Raw genomic sequence first — 22,471 nt, 5'->3', positions numbered from 1 at the left:
CTATTTCTGGGAATCGCCTACTCATGATAAATAGATTATAACCTTAAGAAAATGGCAAAAATACTAACCGAGATAAGTTCAGAATTAAAAGATTTTATAGCAAAACAAAAAGTTTTCTTTGTAGGAACCGCAGCCAATGAAGGGCGGGTTAATATTTCTCCTAAAGGAATGGATACATTTCGGGTTATTGGACCAAACAAAATTGTATGGCTTAATCTTACAGGGAGTGGAAATGAAACTGCTGCTCATGTCATAAAAAATAATAGAATGACTATTCTATTCTGTGCTTTTGAAGGAAAACCTTTAATCTTGAGACTATACGGAACTGCCAGCATATTTCATAAACAAGATGAAACATATCATAATTATATTCATTTATTTCCCGAGATTATTGGTTCCCGTCAAATCATTGAAATGCATGTAGATATGGTACAAACCTCTTGCGGATATGCTGTTCCGTTTATGGATTTTAAAGAAGAAAGAACACAATTAAAATCCTGGTCTGAAAAACAAGGAGAAGAGCGATTAGAAAATTATCGAAAAGAAAAGAATGCTCTTAGTATTGATGGTTTCGAAACTAGAATAACGGGTTCTGATAAAAAATAAGAATTATTAAATCCGCTATTCTTAGCTTCTATTGTTGTTTGGTTACCGGTTTCTCCAATTTTGGCTATTCATTTTTAATGCTGCTTTCATTACATCTTTTTGACTAATTTGCCCAACTAGTTTACCATCTTCCAGAATAGGAAAGCGTCTTCTTTTGGTTTGTAAAAATTTATTTGCTGCATCAAAAATATTGAGATTACCATCTATTGTTTCTACATTTTTAGCCATAAACTTTTCTACTCTAGCATCTTCAATAGGCATATTATAATAACGGCTTTCATTTAATTGTTTAATACAATCACCTTCAGAAATGACACCTAATAATTGATTATTATCGTCAACCACAGGTCCTCCTGATATTTTATGCTTTACTAATGCCTCGATAACTTCCATAACTGGTTGATCAGGACTAAATGTAATCAAATCTCTTGTCATATAATCCGAGACTTTTATAAGTGTCTCATCCTGCTTCTTCGTCTTAGAGCGAGCTCCTTGAAAACTGATTATTCCCATAATATCTAATGATTTAGTGAATCTTAAATATAGTGATTTACAACAACTTATTCAAGTTAGACTTTAATTTTAATGTAATTAAAATCTAATTTTTATACCTTTATCAGTAACATTTTTTAACTATTGAATGAAATCATCAATTATCATTTCGGAAGGTATATTTTTAATAATTGTAGCTTATTTCTTACCTTTAGCCTAAATCAATACTCACACATGCGAAAGTTTCCCTCTTTACTTACGTTACTCCTCATTTTTATTTCATTAGCTTACACATTTTACAGCAGTAAACCACAAAAAATAACAGATCTCAAGACCTCTAAACAGGAATTTTCTACACTTCGTGCTTTAGAACATGTAAAAAACATCTCTAAAGAATGCCATTACCTGGGTAGCTCTGCACATGAAGAAACGAAAACATATATCCTGGATGAATTAAAAAAACTGGGGCTGCAGCCCGAAATTCAAGAAGGTATTTCTATTTCTGATGGAGGGACAATAAGCAAACCCGAAAATATCATTGCAAAGATTAAGGGGAGCAATTCTACAAAGTCTCTGGTACTCATGTCTCATTATGACAGTTCTCCACATTCTTCATATGGTGCTAGTGATGCAGGTAGTGGTGTTGCAACTATCCTTGAGGGAATCAGAGCATATTTGGCTACAAATAAGGTTCCTAAAAATGATATTATCATTTGTATTACTGACGGAGAGGAACTTGGACTTAATGGGGCAGATCTTTTTATAAAAAAATATCCGTCGGCCAAAAATGTTGGGCTTGCTCTTAATTTTGAAGCTAGAGGAAGTGGCGGTAATTCTTATATGCTTATAGAGACCAATGGTAAGAATGGAAAAATGATCGATGAATTCTCTAAAGCTGGTGTAAAATATCCTGTTACTAATTCTCTTGCTTATAGCATTTACAAAATGCTACCTAATGATACCGATCTTACAGTTTTAAGAGAACAAGGAAATATCGAAGGATTCAACTTTGCTTTTATCGATGATCATTTTGATTATCATACAGCCAATGACATATGGCAAAACCTAGATCTAAACACATTACAGCATCAAGGGAGTTACCTCATGCCTCTACTCTCCTACTTTTCTGAAGTCGATCTAGACATCCTTAAATCTGATCGGGATTATATTTATTTTAATGCTCCAATTTTTAACCTTGTTAAATATCCTTTTAGTTGGATATATATTTTATTAATCATTGCGATTATCTTATTTATAGGATTAATTTTTTATGGAAAATTTGCATATCGAATAGATTTCAGAGAAGTTTTAGTAGGATTAGGAGGTTTCCTTTTATGCCTGATAATTGCAGGAGGTTTAACTTTTGGAGGGTGGCAGTTGATTAAGATTATCTATCCTCATTATAATGAAATTCAACATGGATTTACGTATAACGGGTATCAGTACATTGCCGTCTTTGTTTTATTATCTATAGCCATTTGTTTTAAGGTATATGCCCGATTTAGTAAAAGTAAAAATCAAGCTAGTTTACTCATAGGTCCATTGTTTATTTGGTTAATTATTTGTACCCTGGCAGCTTTATATCTTAAAGGTGCAAGTTATTTTATAATCATTGTATTATTTGGATTGATATCATTAGTTGTTCTTATTCGGCAAAAAAGACCTAATCCAATATTAATGGTTGTTTTGGCACTACCAGCTATCTTTATCGTATCTCCTTTTATTGCATCTTTTCCCGTGGCTTTAGGCTTAAAGATTCTTTTTGTCTCTGCCGTATTATCAGTACTGTTGTTTGGTGTATTAATCCCAGTATTTGGATTCTACAAAAGAAAAAAACTATTTGGCAATTTATGTCTTCTCCTAAGTTTAGTTTTCTTTATTGCTGCACATATAAAATCAGATTTTACCGAAAAACGACAAAAACCTAATAGTCTTGTCTATATCTTGGATACCGATCAAAATAAGGCCGTTTGGGCTTCTTATGATAATATTCTTGATGCCTGGACGCAAAATTACATCAACCCAGAAGAAAACATTGCCGAGACTTATAATGCAAATACACTACAAAGCAAATACAGAAGATCTTTTGCTTATGCCAATCAAGCTCCTATTAAAAATATAAGACAACCAAAATTAGACATTAGTAAAGATACTATAATCGGAAACCTGAGGCATCTGGAGTTATGTATTGCACCTCAGCGAGATATCCAAAGGGTTGATTTATATACCGAAACCTTGTTTAATTTTAACGCTTTACGAGTTAATGGTGAAACCGCAATAGATTTTGATTACTCTAATGGCAAAACCTACAATGCGTTTACAAAAAGGTGGAGTCAAAACCTGCTTACTTATCATGTAAGTAAAAACCAACCTCTAGAATTACAAATGCAGTTTCATAAGGATTCACTACCAAAATTTGTTTTATATGAATCTTCATATGATTTGCTTACCAATGAACATTTCTCAATCCCGTCGAGAAATAAAAATATGATGCCTAAACCATTTGTAATAAATGATGCTGTAGTTATTAAAAAAGGGTTTGCAATAGAAGAGTATCAGGAGAAGAAAATTGATACAACACTCGCATTCGATAATACACCAATCCAAACCCAAGAAATAAATGAATAAACACAATTCTCAAAAATATGATTCTTGTGAGCATATGTCTATTTTTTGACGATTTAAAAGATTACTCCCCTGTTTCATGAAGAAACTAGCTTAAATCTAACTTTAAATGCTTAAAAACAGCCAATTGAAATCAATAATCACTACGAAACAGCTTATTATCAATATTTTAAAAAAATTATGCAATAAAAAAACCGAAGTAGTATATACTTCGGTTTCTATTTTATAATCGTAAAGAAAATAACTATCCTTTCATGCTTGCTTTTAAATATTCACGGTTCATACGTGCTATATTTTCTAATGATATCCCTTTAGGACATTCGATTTCACAAGCACCAGTATTGGTACAGTTCCCAAATCCTTCTTCATCCATTTGGTTTACCATTGCCAGTACACGTTCTGTAGCTTCTACCTGACCTTGTGGTAGCAACGCAAATTGCGAAACTTTAGCCGAAGTAAATAACATAGCCGACGCATTTTTACAAGCTGCCACACAAGCACCACAACCAATACAAGTTGCTGCATCCATAGCCTCGTCTGCATCTTCTTTACGAATAGGGATAGCATTTGCGTCTTGTGTGTTTCCCGAAGTATTAACAGAAATATACCCTCCTGCATGCTGTATACGCTCAAAAGAAGAGCGGTCTACCATTAAATCCTTTACTACAGGAAATGCTTTTGCTCTAAACGGCTCTATATAAATAGTATCTCCATCGTTAAACTTACGCATATGCAATTGACAGGTAGTTACTAAACGATCTGGCCCATGAGGTTCTCCATTGATTTGTAACGAACAGGCTCCGCAGATCCCTTCTCTACAATCGTGATCAAAAACTACAGGTTCTTCTCCTTTATTGATCAAGTCTTCATTTAACACGTCTAACATTTCTAAAAAAGACATGTCTCCTTCTATTCCAGAAATTTTATAGTCTACTAACTTTCCTTTGGAATCAGCATCACTTTGACGCCATATTTTTAATGTAAGATTCATAGCTTTTTATTTATAAGAACGTGTTTTTAATTCAATGTTTTCGAAGACCAGATCTTCTTTATGCAGTTCGGCATCTTTAGGCTCTCCTTTGTACTCCCACGCTGCTACATACTTAAAGTTTTTATCATCTCTAAGTGCTTCTCCTTTTTGTTCCCCAGACTGTTCTACAGATTCTTCTCTAAAATGTCCTCCACAAGATTCATTGCGATTTAATGCATCTTTGGCAAATAACTCTCCCAATTCTAAGAAATCAGCTACTCTTCCTGCTTTTTCTAATTCTGGGTTCATACTATTAACCGTTCCCGGAACTTTTACATTTTTCCAAAAATCCTCACGTAGTACTGCGATTTCTTCGATAGCTTCTTTTAGCTCTTTCTCATTACGAGACATTCCACATTTGTTCCACATGATTTTACCTAATTTCTTATGGTAATAATCTACAGAATGTTCTCCTGATCCACCCATTAACTTCTCGATACGATCTTTCACTTCTTTTTCGGCTTGATCAAACTCTGGCGTATCTGTTGGGATTTTTCCTGTTCGAATATCGCTAGATAAATAATCTCCTATTGTATATGGCAATACAAAATACCCGTCTGCCAGTCCTTGCATCAATGCTGATGCTCCAAGACGGTTCGCACCGTGATCAGAGAAATTTGCTTCTCCTGCGGCGTAACATCCTGGTATAGTAGTTTGCAAGTTATAATCTACCCAAAGACCTCCCATTGTATAATGTACAGCTGGATAGATCATCATTGGAGACTTATAAGGGTTCTCATCTACAATCTTTTCATACATCTGAAATAGATTCCCATATTTGCTTTCGATAACCTCTTCTCCCATCTTCGTAATTTCTTCCTTAGAAGGGTTATGCATACCCGAAGTCATTGCTTTTTCTTTTCCGTATCGTTGGATCGCTGATGCGAAATCCAGATATACAGCTTCTCCTGTTTTATTTACTCCAAAACCGGCATCACAACGTTCTTTTGCTGCTCTCGAAGCTACATCACGTGGCACCAGGTTACCAAAAGCTGGATAACGACGTTCGAGATAGTAATCTCTTTCTTCTTCTGATAACTGTGTTGGTTTTAATTTACCTTCACGTATTGCTTCTACATCTTCCTTTCTTTTTGGTACCCATATACGTCCATCATTACGTAGTGACTCAGACATCAACGTTAATTTAGATTGATGATCTCCCGATACAGGTATACAAGTTGGATGAATCTGAGTATAACAAGGGTTTGCAAAGAAAGCTCCTCTACGGTGTGCTCTCCATGCTGCCATAACATTACTTCCCATTGCATTGGTACTTAAGAAGAATACATTTCCGTACCCTCCACTCGCCAATACTACGGCATGAGCCGAATGGCGTTCTATTTCTCCGGTAACCAAGTCACGAGCTATAATTCCACGAGCTTTTCCATCAATCTTCACTAAATCTAACATTTCGTGACGGTTAAAAGCTTGTATTTTTCCTCTATTGATTTGACGATTCATTGCAGAATATGCACCAAGAAGCAATTGCTGCCCTGTTTGTCCTTTGGCATAAAATGTTCTGGATACTAATACTCCTCCAAAGGAACGATTATCTAATAACCCACCATATTCACGTGCAAAAGGAACTCCTTGTGCTACGCACTGATCGATAATATTTCCTGAAACTTCTGCCAATCGATATACATTAGCTTCACGAGAACGATAATCTCCTCCTTTTACAGTATCATAAAACAGTCGGTAATCAGAATCACCGTCGCCCTGATAGTTTTTTGCTGCATTAATTCCACCTTGTGCTGCAATCGAATGGGCACGACGAGGAGAATCTTGATAGCAGAATGTTTTCACATTATATCCAAGCTCGGCCAATGTAGCAGCCGCACTTCCTCCTGCTAATCCTGTACCAACAACGATAACATCTATGTTTCGTTTATTCGCCGGATTAACCAGGTTAATTTTATTTTTATAATTTGTCCACTTATCTGCCAGTGGACCTTCAGGTATTTTAGAATCTAAAATTGACATACTAGTGGTGTTTTTAATGAGTAAAATGAAGCACTAAGGCGATAACAATAAACCCTACAGGAATTACTATTGCAAAAGCTTTAGCAAACTTGGTTGCTGCTATAGAATATTTATTATTAAATCCTACAGATTGAAACGAAGATGCAAACCCATGCCACAAATGCAATGCTAAAAACACAAATGAAAGTGCATATAACCCAGTGCGAATCGGGCTCTCAAATTTATGTAGTAATTCTGTATAATATCGTGTTGGATCTTCTGGTGCAAATTCTACATATTTATGCACTATTTCTGGAACCCAAAAGTCATAGAAATGCAACCCTAAAAATGCAAGAATCACTAATCCAGAATAAATCATATTTCTAGACATCCAAGAAGCGTTAGCTCCTCCACTATATTTCGCATATTTAACCGCTCTGGCATTCTTGTTTTTGATTTCTAATACAAAACCCATCACAAAATGAAAAACCACTCCAAAAATAAGTACAGGCTGCAATGCGAATTGAACTAGCGGATTTGTACCCATAAAATGAGATAACTCATTAAATGTATCTGCGCTGAAAATTGAAGTAAAATTGATGGTAAAGTGTTGTAATAAGAAGAAAACTAAGAAAAGTCCCGAAAGTGCCATGGCTACTTTTCTAGCTATTGAAGATTTTATCAATCCACCCATTATTTAAAATGTTTAATTAGTTGTGAAGCAAAAATAGGGTTCAATGCTTTTTTAGCCAAGCTTTACCTTGGGTTTATTTCGCTATTTATAATGAATATAAAAAAGAAAGAGGCTTTGTTTATCGCTAAGCACTAAAACGTTTGAAATACAGCATTAACTTTAAACAAAAAACAACGCTTTTTTTTACAATTATGCTAATTTTACCCTATGCAAAATATCAATTCCAAACTTCCAGAGGTTTCAACTACCATATTTACCGTAATGAGTCAATTAGCTCATAAACATGAAGCGTTAAACCTGTCTCAGGGTTTTCCTAATTTTGAAGCAAGCCCAGAACTAATTAATTTGGTAACTCGGGCCATGCAAAATGGGTATAATCAATATGCACCAATGCCTGGATCGCTTTCTTTAAGAGAAGTTATCACTAAAAAAACCAACACGCTATACGGCAGTCATTATCATCCCGAAACCGATATTACTATAACCTCTGGTGCTACACAGGCAATTTTTACTATTATTTCGGCTTTTATACATCCTGGGGATGAGGTAATTATATTTAAACCTGCCTATGATTCATATGAACCATCAATCAAATTATATGGAGGAACAATCGTTCCAGTTCAATTAACAGCTCCTAATTTTAGCGTTGATTGGCAAGAAGTGGCATCTAAAATCACTTCTAAAACCAAAATGGTTATTATAAACACACCTCATAATCCAAGTGGTAGTGTTTTATCTAAAGAAGATATGCTTCAGTTAGAAAAACTAATTAAGAACACAGATATCATTTTATTGAGTGATGAAGTTTATGAGCACATCATTTTTGATGATCAGAAACATCAAAGTGCTGCATTATTTCCCGGACTAGCCGAACGTGCTTTTATTACTGCTTCTTTCGGGAAAACATTTCATACTACCGGTTGGAAAATGGGGTATTGCCTGGCTCCAAAAGAATTAATGACAGAATTTAGAAAAGTACATCAATTTAATGTCTTTTCTAGTAGTCATCCTATGCAATATGCCTTGGCCGAATATTTAAAAGTTCCGGAGCATTATCTTTCCCTTCCGGATTTTTATCAGCAAAAACGGGATTTTTTCCTATCTATGATTACCGATTCTCGTTTTAAGTTTATTCCTGCATCCGGAACTTATTTTCAGGTATTAGATTATTCTGCTATTACTGATGAAAATGATGTAGCTTTCGCTGAAAGGTTAACCAAAGAATATAAAATTGCATCCATCCCGGTATCCGTTTTTAACTTAAATCAGAAAGACGATAAAGTACTACGTTTTTGCTTTGCTAAAACCGAAGAAACGTTAAAACGAGCCGCAGAGATTTTGTGTGAGATTTGATCTAAAATCACATCCATTCGAATGATTCGACTGAAAGAAGAATTGTACTTCCGCAACCTCAGTAGGACTAACGAGAATAGTGATTTTTATGCTAAAAAAGTTATTCTCAATATAGTTCTAAAAATCAAATCGTAACTGAATAATCTCTACTTCTTCTTTTTCCTTTTCTTTTTTCTTCTCCTTCCCCGTATTGAGATTAGAGAGTGAAATCCCTAATAATCTCACAGAGTTTTTCATTTTGTCTTGGTACAATAACTCTTTTGCGGTTTCTAATAAGATATCGGTATCACTTACAAAATAAGGTAATGTTTTACTTCGGGTCTGTAGTGTAAAATCGCTATACCTTATTTTTAAAGTCACTGTTCTACCCGAAACTTTGCTTCGTTTAAGACGTTTTTGAAGTTCTTCTGCGATACTTTCTAATCGCTCTAGCATATAGATTTCTGAAGCTATATTTTCGCTAAAAGTTCGTTCTGCTGCCAGGGATTTGCGCTCACGGTTGGGTTTTACCTCGCTTAAATGAATTCCTCTTACAATGCGATAGTAATGCCCTCCTGATTTACCAAAATGCTGAGTAAGAAACTCTTCTGATTTTAATTTTAAATCTTTTCCTGTATAAATCCCCATTTGATACATTTTAGCCTGGGTAACTTTACCAACTCCATAGAATTTTTTAACATCCAGACCTTCCAGAAATTCGATTACTTCTTCAGGGTTTACTGTTTTTTGCCCATTAGGTTTATTATAGTCACTTGCTACTTTGGCAATAAATTTATTGATCGATATTCCCGCAGAAGCGGTTAATCCAAGCTCATCAAAAATCTGTTTTCTAATTTCCTGAGCAATAAGCGTTGCACTGGGGTTGCCTTTTTTATTCTCGGTAACATCCAGATAAGCCTCATCCAAGGATAAAGGTTCTACCAGATCTGTATACTCAAAAAATATTTTTCTGATTTTAGAAGAAATTTCTTGATACCGATCAAATCGAGGTCGAACAAAAATCAGCTCAGGACAAAGTTTTCTTGCTTTAAAACCAGGCATAGCAGATCGCACACCAAATACACGGGCCTCATAACTGGCTGCACTAACCACTCCTCGTTTTCCACCGCCGCCAACGGCTAACGGCTTTCCTCTAAGTTCGGGATTATCCAATTGTTCTACCGAAGCATAGAATGCATCCATATCTACATGTATGATTTTTCTATATGTATCCAACTCTTCCACTTTACAAAAATAATAGATATTGATGATCCAAATTATAATATCTTTATCTCTGATTATAAAACATTTCTACATCGTCTGAAATAACCCAATAATTAATCATGATTGAAATAGAACGTAAATTCCTGGTAACCTCTCAAACGTTTAAAAATGAGGCGCAAAAAAATACTCGCATCATACAGGGATTTCTAAATACTGACCCAGCACGAACAGTTCGTATACGAATCAGAGGAGAATATGCCTTTATCACTGTAAAAGGAATTGGTAACACTTCGGGGACTTCACGATTTGAATGGGAAAAAGAAATTGATGTATCAGAAGCAGAACAATTGATGCCTTTATGCGAAAAAGGAATTATAGAAAAAATACGATATGAAATCCCTTTGGGAAATCATATCTACGAAGTCGATGAATTCTATGGAGAGAACAAAGATCTCATCATAGCCGAAATTGAGTTAGATGACGAAAATGAAACCTTCCTAAAGCCAGATTGGTTAGGAAAAGAAGTTACAGGAGATAGAAGATATTATAATTCTCAATTAAGTAAAAAGCCATACAAAACCTGGTAAATCTTTTTTACTTTAAAATATTTTAAAAACTAATAGAATGAGGACGCTTTTAAATCTGATCATGTTACTACTTATTGTTATGTTTTTCTTGAATTGTAAAGATAGTAGTATAAAAAATAAACAGGATGAGCATAAAAATGATCGTCAAAATAATATAGAAGCAACTTCAGAAAAAATTGACAATACTATATTTCATTATGTAACAGCTATTAACGGACTTAGTGTACGGAAACAGCCTGATATTAATGCCGAAAAGATAAGTACTTTGGATTACGGGACTCCTGTTCAAATTATCGAAGAGACTCGTCAAGCTTTTCAGGTTAAAGAAGGCACAAAAACAATTGATGGTAAATGGGTACTAATAGATTCAAAAGAAACTACTAGGATAAAAGGCTATGTTTTTGATGGGTTCTTAACCACAAAAAACCCAATGCCATATCGATTATCCAATACTGATTTAAACTCTACTCGTTCATACAATAAGGATAGTGATATAGATAAATACCTTATTTTAGAGTTAATCTCAAAAAAAACGTATAAAGAGTTAAAACAAAGACAAAACAACTTCATAACAATAAGAGAAGATACCTTAGAGATTAAAAAAGATAATGGGAAAATAGATTTACCTACGGATCAGGGAATTATTACACTGCTAGATATAAGAGAAAAAGATATGGGTGACGTATCGTATGATTATTTAGGAGCTATTGATAGTTTAAATACCTATGTGATTCGTGGAGATTATATAGGATATAGTGAACATTTATTAATTAATAAGGCTACCACCAGAAAAGATACTCTTGCCGAAAAACCAATTATTTCACCAAATTGGAAAAAAATGATCACCGCTTCTATAGATGGGCAAACTATAGAACCGATAGATCTACAGTTATTTGATATAGAAAAAAACAATTATATATTGAGATTGATGGTTAATTTTCAAGGATGGTTCCATTCACAAGAAGAGAATAGTATTTTTTGGATCAACAAAGATGAGTTTTGCATGAAAATAATGTCATTACAACATGCCGAAAATGAAGGATTCAAAGAACATTGTTATCAATATATAAAAATAAAAGTATTATAAATTGATTCTCATTTTGTTAAACAAGTATACATCTTAATATTCTTTCTCAATCAAGTAAAAACTACACTTATTATGGTAAAAAAGTAAGATCAATAAGTTTTTGACTTCTATTAACATTGCTTTAATAAATCTTAACAAAAGAGTAACATGTAATATTGGTAAGGTGAACTGAATAAGCACGGCTAAGCCAACTAATTTATTAACCAAAATTACAGTTATGTTGCACAAATCTAAAAGATCCCTAATAGGGATCACATTATGTATTTTCCCATTTTTAAATGTGATAGGACAAGTTCCTGTAAACGGATTTTACCCTAAAAAGAATTCTTTTACATTGGCACCCAGTTATGGATACAAGAGTTACGATCAGTTCTATAGAGGGTCTACATTATCTGAAGGAAACCCTGCTGGTTTAGGAGAAATTTCTTCATCTATTATTTCCTTTTATAGCCAATATGCAATCACAAATTGGTTATCTACAACCGTTACTCTACCATATATTAGTGTCGAAAGTGAAGATGGAGCACTTGATCCCGTTCAAAATGTAGCACAGATAGATGGTATTCAGGATTTAGGGATTTTTCTAAAAGCCAGAGTTTTGGAGAAAAAATTTGACAACTCTTCCCAGATAACCTTAGGAGGTGCTTCTGGAGTAACATTTCCTGTAGGGAATTATAAAGGAGGAGGCGTACTTTCTCTAGGTAATGAAGCTACCACTGTTAATGGCTCTGCTATATTTCAATATACCACTCCGTTTAAAATATTTAGTGAACTACAATTAGGATATAGTATACGTAACAGTAATGATTTTGATATTCCTAATGCTATGTTGTACAGTGCCAAAATAGGGTACTATAATAAATTTCTTTATGTACATGCTAAACTCGACATACAAAACTCTATGTCGGGATATGATATTGGCACCCCAGAATTTGGTAATGCAGGAGGGCCTGCTATCTTACCAGAAACCGAAGTAGATTTCACTAATCTTTCTTTCGATTTTTATGTTCCCGTTTACAAAAACGCTTTAGGTATTTCTGCTGGCTACGGTACTACTCTAGATGGTAGAAATTATAATAAAGAATCTGTTTTTTCATTTGGATTGGTATATACCTCTAGATAGTATACATGATAAAGAATAACTCCCATCAAATACAAATATACTTGGTGGGGTTATCTAACATAGATATGAGTTTGATGACAATAGAGACTTAATGTATAAGTCAGACACTTTCTAATAGTGACTCTAATTGATCTTCATTAATAGGTTTAATAAGATATCCAGAAACCAATTCAAATTCTTTAGCTTTTTCTGTATCTGTTGGATTGTCTGACGATGATAAAATGTAAATAATAATATCTTTTTTAATTTCTGGAGTGATTGTAACAAATTCTTCCAGAAATCCCCAGCCATCCATAACAGGCATATTTATGTCTAGTAAAATTAAATCTGGTAACTTCTCTATTTTCCCAATTGTTGATCTTATGAAATTAATACCCTCTTCTCCATTAGAGAATACAAGTAGCTTTTGATTAGGGCTAAGCTTATGTACGATTTTTTTTATGATAAACTGGTGAATATTATCATCATCTATAAGACATAAAATATGGTTCTCCTTAATCATAACACAATATTTATAGTAAATTTAGTTCCTTTATTAAGTTCGCTATCAATAGCTATTGTACCTTTTAAGGCTTCAATTTGAGATTTAATTATGAAAAGCCCTAATCCTTTGGCACCAGCATTTTTATGAAACGTTTTTCTAAACCCGAATACTTTATCTCCATATTTATCTAAGTCAATTCCCAATCCATTATCTTTAAATATTAGTTGAATTCTATTATTTACTTTTTCAGAAGAAATATGAATGATAGGCTTTCTTTTGGAAGAGCAATATTTTAGCGAGTTTGAAATAAGGTTAAGAAATATGCTTCTTAAATAAGCAATCGAATAGGAAATTTCTTCAACTTTAAAATCAGTAATGATTTTTGCCTGAGTCTCCATGATTTTTGCACTTAATTGCCTTTTTACTTCTATGCACGTTTCTTGAAGAGAAATATTTTGAATAGACATATCTGTAGATTCGTTAATCTGCACCACGTTTATCAAATCTTTCATTGTTTTATTAAGCACCTCTGCAGAATTTTTGATCATATCTGTATAATTCATTTGCTCTTCGGTAAGCGTACTTTCTTCCAAAAATTTGGTAAGCATAAAGATATTAGCTACAGGTGATCTTAAGTTATGAGAGGTAATATAGGCATAGTCCTCTAATTGCTTATTTTTTGCTATCAATTCTTGTAATGTTGCTTCTATTTTTTGTTCTTGTCTAATTGCTTTTGTAATATTTCTGGCAATTCCAAATACTTCTCCGGTATGATCTAATGCAGTGGCGTTCCAATCTAACCAAACAATTTCTCCTGCTTTAGTAAGGTATCTATTCCTAAAGTTAAATATGGTAGTCCCATCAAATTGTTTTGCTGCTTCTGCAACAGTATTTTGTTGATCCTCTGGATGCACAAATGTTAAGTAAGGTTTATCCATTAATTCTGTTTCGGTATATCCCATAGTTTTACTCCATTGCGGGTTTAATTTGGTAAAATACCCTTCAGGATTTGAAATGGTTATTAAATCCTGGCTTAAATTGAATAGATCTTCTAATTGTCTATTTTTAAGTTTTAGAGCAATTAAATCTGCTTCTATTGAAGATTTTTCTGTTTTTTTTTGAGTTATATCTTTTGCAATTAGTAAAAAGCCTTCTTCATATCCTATCTTGGTTATAATAGATTCTAACCATATGATATCTCCCATTTTACTGATAAGTCTAACTATGAATGGTTTAGAGTTAGGAGTTTGTAGTTGGTTCTCGATTGCTTGTTTGACCTTACTCCTATCTTCATAGTGTACCAAAGTTAAATAAGGAATACTTAACAATTCCTTTTTACTATATCCCAATAAAACAGACCATTGAGGGTTTGACTCAACAAAATATCCATTATCATTTACTATTGTGATAAGATCATTATTAAGTACATTTTTTTTTATATATACAGAACTTGTTTTCATCGTATTGTCATTACAGCATTATATGAAATTTTGACATTGAAATTTATTAATGAGGTAGCCTAATACAACTATCATTGTAGTTATTTGTTTTTAATACTTTGATATTAAAAAACCGGTCTCAGGGTAAGGTAAAACATCAGAATAATAGGGATATAATGTTTGTATTAAAGTTACTACAATAACACAACATAAACAACTGTAAATCAATAATAAAAAAAATAAAATTTACATCTTCTATTCATCATAATCAACATAATAATTACTATCTTTAAATTATCCCTATTAAGAAAGTTACCCCTATTAAGAATTCTGAAGCTTATATCCCTTTTCAAAATATCTGAAGAGTTCTTCTTTTTACTACTACAACCCCATTAATATAAAAGATCTATTGAGCTTCTAAAAAATTATGAAAAGAAAACGGTATTATTTAAAATCCCTTATTGATTCTAAATATTGTATTCCTGTTATTTGGGCTATAGGGTTATCACTCTCAATACTTCTGGCAAGATCCTATTATATCCTCGAGCAAAAAAAAATTGAAATCAAATTCAAGAATGAAGTTGATCAATTTGCAGCATCTCTGCACAGAGAATTTGAGTTAAACCTAGAGTCTTTACATACGCTAGCCACATTATTCAAATCAAACGAGATCCCTAGTTATCAGATGTTCATTACAGAATCTCAATCTATACGTAAAAGAAATAGTAGTTTTTTAGCTTTAGAATGGGTTCCCCGGGTAAAACATGAAATGAGGTCCTTCTATGAGAAAAAGCATCAACAAGAATTTTCTGATTTTAGCTTTTCAGAAAAAGACAGTTTTAATCAATTGGTAAATGCAAAAATCAGAAAAGAATATTTTCCTGTCTATTATGTTGATCCTTTTACAAAAAACAAAAATGCTTTTGGATATGACTTAGCTTCAGAAAAACAGCGGTATAACACTCTTAAATCCTCACAATTATCGGGTAAACCCCTTATTAGCGGAAATGTGAAATTAGTACAAGAAAAAACAAATCCAGAAGGATGCTTAGCTTTTCTACCTATTTTTATTGAAAATGAATCTCAAAAAAACTACGATCCAAAAAACCTTAAAGGATTTGTACTTGGGGTCTTCAAATTTTCGAAAATCTTTGAAGCTGCTAATAACACCAATATATCTAAAGAAATTCAGATGTCGTTACTAAATCAAAAAAACGGAATTTCTAAAGATACCTTATTTACCTATCAATCTAAACAAGTCGATACCCAGATAAATTTCACTTATCAATTTGATTTACCAATCTTATGGGGGAAAAAATGGGTGTTAGTCGCCGATCCTACAATTACATATATAAAAAACGAAAGAACATCTTATCCTTTAATCATTCTAATAGCTGGAGTAGTATTCACCTCTTTACTTGTATTACTTTTTTATTCTTTCTCTAAAAGAAACACTCAACTAACACAACTTAATATCATGAAGTCAAAATTTCTGTCTCTAATATCCCATGATGTAAGAGGAGGAATAGGAACTATGGATGTACTTCTGAAACTAGTATTAGAAGATTTTGAAAGCTATGACAAAACTCAATTAAAAGAAATTATAAAATCTATTGAGCAAAATACCACCTCTATTCATTTTACCTTAGAAAACCTTATTAGTTGGTCTAAAAATGATTTGTTATCGTTAAAACCAGAAAAATCTCTATTCAGTATTATCGAGTTATTTGAAAATATTACTGAATATTTTCAGCCTATTATAAATCTAAAAAACCTAAAGTTTTCTACACATTATTTTACCAATGACACCTATATTCATGCAGATAAGAATATGATTTTGGCCAGCTTAAGAAATATCATCTCTAATGCTATAAAATATACTCAAAAAGAGGGAGAAATTCAAGTACGACTACATCAATCCAAAACCAAACACCTCATTGAAATCGAAGATACAGGAATCGGTATGAACCCTGATGAATTAAATAGGCTTTTTGAATACAATAAGACTCATAAAAAAGAAGGTACAGGAGGAGAAAGTAGTACAGGTATAGGTTTATTGATTACTAAAGATTTTTTAGACATGAACAATGCTAAGGTTCATGTAGAAAGTACTCTTGGTAAGGGGACTACATTTAAAATCACTATCTGATTATATTTTGATTACAAAATTGAGACACTATCCTATTCGAGTAAAATTCATTATTTTAACACCAGAAATGACTAAAAGCTTCATTAAGATGAAAAAACTACTCATATTTTTTGCATTACTATTCCTTTTCTCTTGTAAACAACAACCTAAAGAAGAAAGCATCCCACAATCGGAGACTACAAAAGAGGTTACTGAAGAAATAAAACCTTCGGTAAAATCAATCAAGGAAAAGTTGCAAAAAAATGGCTTTAAGATCTTTGATTATATAGATGAAGAAACCGGAGATACCGTGATTATGCAACAGTATTTTATTGCTTTCTTAAAAAAAGGACCCAATCGTTCTCAAAATAAGGAAGAAGCAGATAGTTTACAAAAATTACATCTTGGACATCTTGGTAGAATGTATAAAGAAGGATACGCTGATATTTCGGGACCTTTTGGGGATGATGGTGATATTCGCGGAATCACAATTTATAATACACCTACACAAAAAATAGCAGATAGCTTGGCTAATATGGATCCCATGGTAAAATCCGGCCGTCTAATTATCGAAATACATCCGTGGTGGGCAGCAAAAGGGTTTCCATTGAGGTAGTAAATAAAAAAGAGTGAGTTCCTGATAAAACTCAAGAATCCCACTCTCTTTTTCATATTTTACATACTAAGCTAGCTAGTTTGACTTTATCGCTTCACAAAACGTTTAGTATATTGATTTTTCCCATCGGTAAATTTCAGAAAGTAAATTCCCTGTTTCAGATGTCCAACATCTATGGTAGATTGATTTTTACCTGATACCGAGATAATTGTTTTTCCTAAAATATCTATTACCGAATATGAGATTTCTTTTGATTGCGTCTTGAAAGATATATTTAGTATATCTCTAGCCGGATTGGGATAAAGTGTTACATTATTATTTTGTTTAGCAACTACTGATCCACCAATCACAACAGTATAATCTTCGACCTCTCCATAATTAAATGATCCACAAGGAGAAGGAGATGTATTATATCTCATAGTAACTCGCATTCTAGTCGTTCCATTGGTAGCAGACGAAGGTACTGTAAAGCTTCCGCTTACGGTTGCGTTTTGAGTTGCAGATTGTGTCCAGACTTGTTCTCCGGCATCTGTAAAATCACCATCTTGATTATAATCTATCCAGACTCTATATGCTTCACTATATGTTGTGCCAGCCCAGGTAGGTGTTACCGTAATCGTATTTGAACTTCCTTTGGATAAATTTGTAGATTCTGACGTAAAATCACTATATCCTCCGCTTCCTGCAGTAGAAGTTTTATCGATAGACCCTAGTTGAACCCGGCTAATATATTCTTCAGAAGCATTATTTCCATTTGCAGAACAATAGGTAGCTCCTCCTCCTGTAGTAGTTGCATTAACTGTATTACTGAATCCAGAAATGTTTCCAGCTGCATCTTTGGCTTTTACTCTAAATTGGTATGCTGTATTAGCGGTTAGTCCGGTAATATTTGCTGAAGTACCTGTTACTGATGTAGCAATTGAATTCCCTTGATACACATCATATCCAGTCACACCAACATTATCGGTAGCGGCATTCCATGAAAGTGATACCGAAGTTGCTGCAACATTAGAGGCACTTAATCCAGCAGGAGCAGAAGGTGCCTGTGTATCTCCGCCACTCCCAGGGTTATATCCGTCCACTATTTTGGTAGTACAGCCAGGAGCCAGCCATTGGCAAATATTTGGATATGTCACCGAGAGGCGACCATACCAATCTGGTGAGTTATTACCACAAGCAGCATCTCCACCATGCAATTGACCTACAACCCTTTTATTTTGATCATAGAGAGGAGATCCAGAAGACCCTCCTTCTGTTGTTCCATCATCCCAATCACTTACTCTCCAGTGGGTAGTTCCTGATCCTGATCCTCCATAATACGATGTGATTGAAGATGGATCACTATCAAATGATATCTTTTTCACATCACCAGCAGGGTGATGAATACCTGTAGTTTTGGTAGGAATACTTCCCGTGGCATCCCATCCAGAATAATACACATTATATGCAGAAGGTGGTGTAGAAGAAAGCTTTAATAATGCATAATCTGACCCTGAGCCGCTATCCATCATTTGAGAACCAGAAATAGACTGACTAGTTGACCCGTCAGAGTTATTGCTACACCCAGGAGATTCATAGTTAAAAACAAATACCCAGTTGGTCACGTCACGACCAGATGTACAGTGATTTGCTGTTAAAAAATATGGTGTTCCATTATTTGCAGTATTATTCATTAAAGATCCAGAGCACCATCTGGTTCCATTTCCTAAAATTGCTAATGCTACTGATCTAATTTGATCTCTCCATGGATCTCCTTCTGCACAAACTACATTGTTATTACAAGATCCAGAATCTCCAAAGTTTTTTGCCATTGTCATTATACCTCTGTAATCATGGGCAACTGCAGAAATATTTAAACCTGGTTGTTGTTTTACCTGAGCCGGTTGAAAATATTCTACTATGATTTTGTCTCCTTTTACAGGAGCTAAACCCAATCGTTTTGAGTTTTTATTATTAGCAGAAGTAAATGCGCCACGAACATCAGATTTGTCTCTGTTATAGACAAATAATTTACCTCCTTCAGGAATTTTGAAATTCGAAAAAGTAAGGTTAAGTGACAATGCTCCTTTCGATTCAATCTCAATCAGCCAATACCGGTCACCTTTCGAATTGGTATACCATTTTCCGGAATTTTTTGGATTAAGATTCGTTTTATGAGCATACGCAAAACGCATTGGTACGTCTTTACTTGATTCTAATGCATCTTCTTTTAGTAGTTTAGCTACATCCAGTTTAGGTAATGTGACATTAGGAATTTGGCTTGATTTTGAAACACGTTCATTCGAGAACAAAGGTTCTCCTCCTTGGCCTATTTGGGAATAGGCGGTAATGCTTGAACATAACAATATGACAAGCAATAAAATTGCATTTTTCATTGGTTTTAAGAGTTAAGTTTGAGTTATACGTTAATAATTAACGCTAGCTAGTTTGTAAAATGTTGATTCTAAGATAACAAGAGAATTGTTCAAAATTTAACAAATAAGTTGTTTTAACACAAAATTGCAATGTTTTACAATTTTGTTAACAACTTGTTTTAGATTGCTTACGTGGAAAAAACAGAGTAATTACGGGATTAAATCAAAATCAATCTTTGATTTCTATTTTCCGTTTTAATTCATTTCCTTTTTCGTCTAAAACGGTAATAATATGCATCCCTGGTTTAGGGGCAACAGGCATTTCATGAAACTGCTTAGTTGTGCCAACAAATTGATGATCTATATACCAAAATACACGAGTTTCGGGATTTGTATGTGCAATTTTAAGAATTACCTCATTAGTTTTACCATCAAATCCTTTGGGTAAATATACACTACTATTAGGTTTTGGAAAAATAAAATCCATTCGTTCCTGAGATTCTTTTATACAATTGGGTCGATATGGTGGTAAGGAACGATAATCAGAATTACCTGTTTTAAAAAAATACTCTTGTAACGGTGGTAGAACAAACCAAGATTCATGAATCATATTACCAACAGGTTCACAAGAAGAATTTACTCTGTATTGCCTTGTCCTATCCAAGTGTACTAATTGATGGTATGGACAAGGTTTGGTTCTGGTTTCCGAAACGGGAACATCCATTAGTTTGGTTGGGCAATTACTACCTGCTAAAAAACCACTTTTAGTACAGACCGTAACAGTAATTAGATCATCATATGGAGCAGTGAACCACTTAGATTTTGGCAATAGGTTATATACATCAAATAAAACAGGTGCAGCCGAATTTAATCCTGTGAGTTCTGGTCGTCCTTCTCCATCGGCATTGCCAATCCAAATTCCTACCACATACTTTTGGCTAGCGCCAATTGCCCAGGCATCCCTATTACCAAAGCTGGTTCCTGTTTTCCAGGCAATCTCTCTAGAAGAATCATAGAATTCCCAGGCTTCATCACCTTCTGGTCGGTTTACTTTTTTCATAGCCTCAAAGGTTAACCAAATGCTCCCAGCGCCATATATTGGTTTTTGTTGTGTTCTTTTACCAAAATCTACTTCCCTTTCAGCCAAAACGATTGGTTCGGTAAATTCTTTGGTAAAATATTCACTAGAGGTACTTTGATAGTGATTTAACGTACTCGCAAAACCTGCATACGTTTTACTAAGATCCCAAAGGTTTCCTTCTGCTCCTCCAACAATCAATGACAATCCATAATGGTCAGCACCATATCTCAAATCTCTAATTTGAAATGCATTCATTTCATCTCTAAATCTCTGTAAACCATATTTTTGCAATAATCGAACTGCTGGTATATTTAAAGAACGTGCCAAAGCTCGATTTGCTGCAACAGCACCACTATAGCTTTCATCAAAATTCTTGGGATTATACCCCGAAATTACTGTAGGAATATCTGAAACCAATTGTTCTGGTAACAATTCGCCTTTATCCATCATTGCGGCATATAATAATGGTTTTAATGTACTTCCTGTACTGCGGCCTGCCTCGATAATATCTACATCCTTTTGATGCGCTTTATCTGTTGGTGAATTCCCCACATAACTTAGTACTTCTCTGGTATCAACATCTAAAACCAAAACTGCCATATTGTGTACTTCATTTTGTTTTAATACCTCATAATGCTTTTTAACCACTCGGTTAACCTGTTTTTGTAGTATTGGATCGATTGTAGTTTGCACTCTCTTACCTTCGTGTTTTTTTGCTAATCTTTCTAATAAATGCGGAGTTGTTTGCGGTAAAAAATAAGGCTTCTTAGGTAGTGTTTCGCTTATTGATAGTTCGTATGTCAATGAATCAATGGTTTCTTCTTCTAAAAGCGTAAGAAGCAATCGGTTTCTTTTCTTTAATAATTTAATTTGATTTTTTCCGGGGTAGATTAAAGAAGGTGCATTAGGTAGTACTGCAAGTGTTGCAGTCTCTGCCCAGGATAATTGATGCGCTGGTAATCCAAAATAACGCCAGGCTGCCATATCGATCCCTACTACGTTACCACCAAAAGGAGCATGAGATGCGTATAGTTTCAAAATCTTTTTTTTAGAAGCTCCAAACTCCAGTCGTGTGGCCAGTATTAATTCTTTTAGTTTTTCAAAATAGGTGCGTTTTTTACCTTTTCGCGCCAAACGAATAACCTGTTGAGTGATTGTACTTCCTCCTCTAACCACTTTACCTGCATTACTATTTTCGATAATTGCTTCTCCCATCGCAACAGGGTTAAATCCAAAATGTCTATAAAATTGCTGATCTTCAAATGCAATGATACATCGTTCAAATTTTTTGGGTACACTATCGGTCTCAGGAAAACGCCATTGTCCATCAGATGCAATTTTAGCACCTAATAATTCACCGCTTCTGGTCTCAATTACTGTTGCAGTGGGATCATCAAATAATGGTCTTGGTAATAAAAAATAATATACAATCAACGCTACTCCAAGAATTAAGAAGCGTTTTGGATGGGTGTTTATATAGTTTTTTATGTTTTTAAGCAATGAACTCATCTTGACTTTTTCTATTTCCTAAAAAATGGTTGAATTTCACCCATATTTCGTTATTTTTTTTAGCCGTAGGCCCTGCTATGACTTTCAAAAAGCATCTC

At 34.0% G+C, this 22,471-nt stretch carries 17 protein-coding genes; 8 read left to right on the top strand and 9 right to left on the bottom strand.

All coding sequences use genetic code 11. The features are described 5' to 3' along the window. Window positions 1–51: 51 nt before the first annotated feature. Window positions 52–606 carry a pyridoxamine 5'-phosphate oxidase family protein gene (locus NNH57_RS19235; RefSeq protein WP_108808021.1) on the top strand — a complete coding sequence of 185 codons (555 nt, stop codon included), beginning with the start codon at window positions 52–54 and terminating at the stop codon, window positions 604–606. 42 nt (window positions 607–648) lie between these two features. Here NNH57_RS19235 and NNH57_RS19230 read toward each other — a convergent pair whose 3' ends face one another. Then, entirely contained in the window at window positions 649–1,119 is a 471-nt protein-coding gene (locus tag NNH57_RS19230) for a CBS domain-containing protein (RefSeq protein ID WP_074405531.1), read from the bottom strand. Between the two features lie 213 nt (window positions 1,120–1,332). Here NNH57_RS19230 and NNH57_RS19225 point away from each other — a divergent pair, with 213 nt between their 5' ends. Then, window positions 1,333–3,726: a M28 family peptidase gene (locus NNH57_RS19225; RefSeq protein WP_108808022.1), complete on the top strand. Its 2,394-nt coding sequence runs from the start codon at window positions 1,333–1,335 to the stop codon at window positions 3,724–3,726. 241 nt (window positions 3,727–3,967) lie between these two features. Here the strand turns inward: NNH57_RS19225 and NNH57_RS19220 are convergent, their stop codons facing one another. Genes NNH57_RS19220 through NNH57_RS19210 form a run of 3 tightly spaced genes read right to left on the bottom strand, consistent with a single transcriptional unit; the run spans window position 3,968 to window position 7,409 of the window. Next, window positions 3,968–4,714, bottom strand: a complete 747-nt coding sequence (locus tag NNH57_RS19220; protein WP_108808023.1) for a succinate dehydrogenase/fumarate reductase iron-sulfur subunit — start codon at window positions 4,712–4,714, stop codon at window positions 3,968–3,970. A 6-nt stretch (window positions 4,715–4,720) separates the two neighbouring features. After that, the gene (locus NNH57_RS19215) at window positions 4,721–6,736 is read right to left on the bottom strand and encodes a fumarate reductase/succinate dehydrogenase flavoprotein subunit (protein WP_074405534.1); all 2,016 of its coding nucleotides are present in this window, start codon (window positions 6,734–6,736) and stop codon (window positions 4,721–4,723) included. Window positions 6,737–6,749: 13 nt separating this feature from the next. Next, window positions 6,750–7,409, bottom strand: coding sequence for a succinate dehydrogenase cytochrome b subunit (locus NNH57_RS19210; RefSeq protein ID WP_074405535.1), 660 nt, complete (start codon window positions 7,407–7,409; stop codon window positions 6,750–6,752). Between the two features lie 207 nt (window positions 7,410–7,616). Between NNH57_RS19210 and NNH57_RS19205 the strand changes: the two genes are divergently transcribed. Next, the gene (locus NNH57_RS19205) at window positions 7,617–8,762 is read left to right on the top strand and encodes a methionine aminotransferase (protein WP_108808024.1); all 1,146 of its coding nucleotides are present in this window, start codon (window positions 7,617–7,619) and stop codon (window positions 8,760–8,762) included. Between the two features lie 117 nt (window positions 8,763–8,879). Here the strand turns inward: NNH57_RS19205 and dinB are convergent, their stop codons facing one another. Further along, complete coding sequence (gene dinB / locus NNH57_RS19200) at window positions 8,880–9,977, bottom strand: DNA polymerase IV (protein ID WP_108808234.1); 1,098 nt, start codon at window positions 9,975–9,977, stop codon at window positions 8,880–8,882. Window positions 9,978–10,084: 107 nt separating this feature from the next. Here dinB and NNH57_RS19195 point away from each other — a divergent pair, with 107 nt between their 5' ends. From NNH57_RS19195 to NNH57_RS19185, 3 genes are all read left to right on the top strand, one after another. Further along, window positions 10,085–10,552, top strand: a complete 468-nt coding sequence (locus tag NNH57_RS19195) for a CYTH domain-containing protein (protein WP_074405538.1) — start codon at window positions 10,085–10,087, stop codon at window positions 10,550–10,552. Between the two features lie 37 nt (window positions 10,553–10,589). After that, window positions 10,590–11,639 (top strand): SH3 domain-containing protein, encoded by a 1,050-nt coding sequence (locus NNH57_RS19190; RefSeq protein ID WP_108808025.1) that lies wholly within the window; start codon window positions 10,590–10,592, stop codon window positions 11,637–11,639. Between the two features lie 217 nt (window positions 11,640–11,856). Continuing rightward, window positions 11,857–12,762: a hypothetical protein gene (locus tag NNH57_RS19185; RefSeq protein ID WP_132065964.1), complete on the top strand. Its 906-nt coding sequence runs from the start codon at window positions 11,857–11,859 to the stop codon at window positions 12,760–12,762. Between the two features lie 100 nt (window positions 12,763–12,862). Here NNH57_RS19185 and NNH57_RS19180 read toward each other — a convergent pair whose 3' ends face one another. Next, window positions 12,863–13,264 (bottom strand): response regulator, encoded by a 402-nt coding sequence (locus tag NNH57_RS19180; RefSeq protein ID WP_074405541.1) that lies wholly within the window; start codon window positions 13,262–13,264, stop codon window positions 12,863–12,865. Further along, window positions 13,261–14,706, bottom strand: a complete 1,446-nt coding sequence (locus NNH57_RS19175; protein WP_074405542.1) for a sensor histidine kinase — start codon at window positions 14,704–14,706, stop codon at window positions 13,261–13,263. The genes NNH57_RS19180 and NNH57_RS19175 overlap by 4 nt, the downstream gene beginning before the upstream one ends. Before the next feature lie 406 nt (window positions 14,707–15,112). On the opposite strand from NNH57_RS19175, the gene NNH57_RS19170 reads away from it, so the two are divergent. Further along, window positions 15,113–16,834 carry a CHASE domain-containing sensor histidine kinase gene (locus NNH57_RS19170; protein ID WP_074405543.1) on the top strand — a complete coding sequence of 574 codons (1,722 nt, stop codon included), beginning with the start codon at window positions 15,113–15,115 and terminating at the stop codon, window positions 16,832–16,834. Between the two features lie 88 nt (window positions 16,835–16,922). Beyond that, a complete protein-coding gene (locus NNH57_RS19165; RefSeq protein ID WP_108808027.1) occupies window positions 16,923–17,429 on the top strand; it encodes a YciI family protein in 507 nt (168 codons plus the stop codon). 86 nt (window positions 17,430–17,515) lie between these two features. On the opposite strand, the gene NNH57_RS19160 is transcribed toward NNH57_RS19165, so the two are convergent. Then, window positions 17,516–19,804: a GEVED domain-containing protein gene (locus NNH57_RS19160; protein WP_074405545.1), complete on the bottom strand. Its 2,289-nt coding sequence runs from the start codon at window positions 19,802–19,804 to the stop codon at window positions 17,516–17,518. Window positions 19,805–20,012: 208 nt separating this feature from the next. Further along, a complete protein-coding gene (gene pbpC, locus NNH57_RS19155) occupies window positions 20,013–22,373 on the bottom strand; it encodes a penicillin-binding protein 1C (protein WP_108808028.1) in 2,361 nt (786 codons plus the stop codon). Between the last annotated feature and the right edge of the window lie 98 nt (window positions 22,374–22,471).

Source organism: Aquimarina spinulae (assembly GCF_943373825.1).
GTDB classification, from domain to species: Bacteria; Bacteroidota; Bacteroidia; order Flavobacteriales; family Flavobacteriaceae; genus Aquimarina; species Aquimarina spinulae.
Note: the sequence above shows the minus strand (reverse complement) of the source record. Positions and strands in the feature narration are given on the sequence as shown.

What these genes read in the sequence shown, in the direction of transcription:
- NNH57_RS19180 (WP_074405541.1), bottom strand. Translation starts at nt 13,264, where the DNA reads ATGATTAAGGAGAACCATATTTTATGTCTTATAGATGATGATAATATT.
- NNH57_RS19210 (WP_074405535.1), bottom strand. Translation starts at nt 7,409, where the DNA reads ATGGGTGGATTGATAAAATCTTCAATAGCTAGAAAAGTAGCCATGGCA.
- NNH57_RS19220 (WP_108808023.1), bottom strand. Translation starts at nt 4,714, where the DNA reads ATGAATCTTACATTAAAAATATGGCGTCAAAGTGATGCTGATTCCAAA.
- NNH57_RS19160 (WP_074405545.1), bottom strand. Translation starts at nt 19,804, where the DNA reads ATGAAAAATGCAATTTTATTGCTTGTCATATTGTTATGTTCAAGCATT.
- NNH57_RS19230 (WP_074405531.1), bottom strand. Translation starts at nt 1,119, where the DNA reads ATGGGAATAATCAGTTTTCAAGGAGCTCGCTCTAAGACGAAGAAGCAG.
- NNH57_RS19195 (WP_074405538.1), top strand. Translation starts at nt 10,085, where the DNA reads ATGATTGAAATAGAACGTAAATTCCTGGTAACCTCTCAAACGTTTAAA.
- NNH57_RS19215 (WP_074405534.1), bottom strand. Translation starts at nt 6,736, where the DNA reads ATGTCAATTTTAGATTCTAAAATACCTGAAGGTCCACTGGCAGATAAG.
- NNH57_RS19190 (WP_108808025.1), top strand. Translation starts at nt 10,590, where the DNA reads ATGAGGACGCTTTTAAATCTGATCATGTTACTACTTATTGTTATGTTT.
- NNH57_RS19235 (WP_108808021.1), top strand. Translation starts at nt 52, where the DNA reads ATGGCAAAAATACTAACCGAGATAAGTTCAGAATTAAAAGATTTTATA.
- NNH57_RS19225 (WP_108808022.1), top strand. Translation starts at nt 1,333, where the DNA reads ATGCGAAAGTTTCCCTCTTTACTTACGTTACTCCTCATTTTTATTTCA.
- NNH57_RS19205 (WP_108808024.1), top strand. Translation starts at nt 7,617, where the DNA reads ATGCAAAATATCAATTCCAAACTTCCAGAGGTTTCAACTACCATATTT.
- pbpC (WP_108808028.1), bottom strand. Translation starts at nt 22,373, where the DNA reads ATGAGTTCATTGCTTAAAAACATAAAAAACTATATAAACACCCATCCA.
- NNH57_RS19170 (WP_074405543.1), top strand. Translation starts at nt 15,113, where the DNA reads ATGAAAAGAAAACGGTATTATTTAAAATCCCTTATTGATTCTAAATAT.
- NNH57_RS19185 (WP_132065964.1), top strand. Translation starts at nt 11,857, where the DNA reads ATGTTGCACAAATCTAAAAGATCCCTAATAGGGATCACATTATGTATT.
- NNH57_RS19175 (WP_074405542.1), bottom strand. Translation starts at nt 14,706, where the DNA reads ATGAAAACAAGTTCTGTATATATAAAAAAAAATGTACTTAATAATGAT.
- NNH57_RS19165 (WP_108808027.1), top strand. Translation starts at nt 16,923, where the DNA reads ATGAAAAAACTACTCATATTTTTTGCATTACTATTCCTTTTCTCTTGT.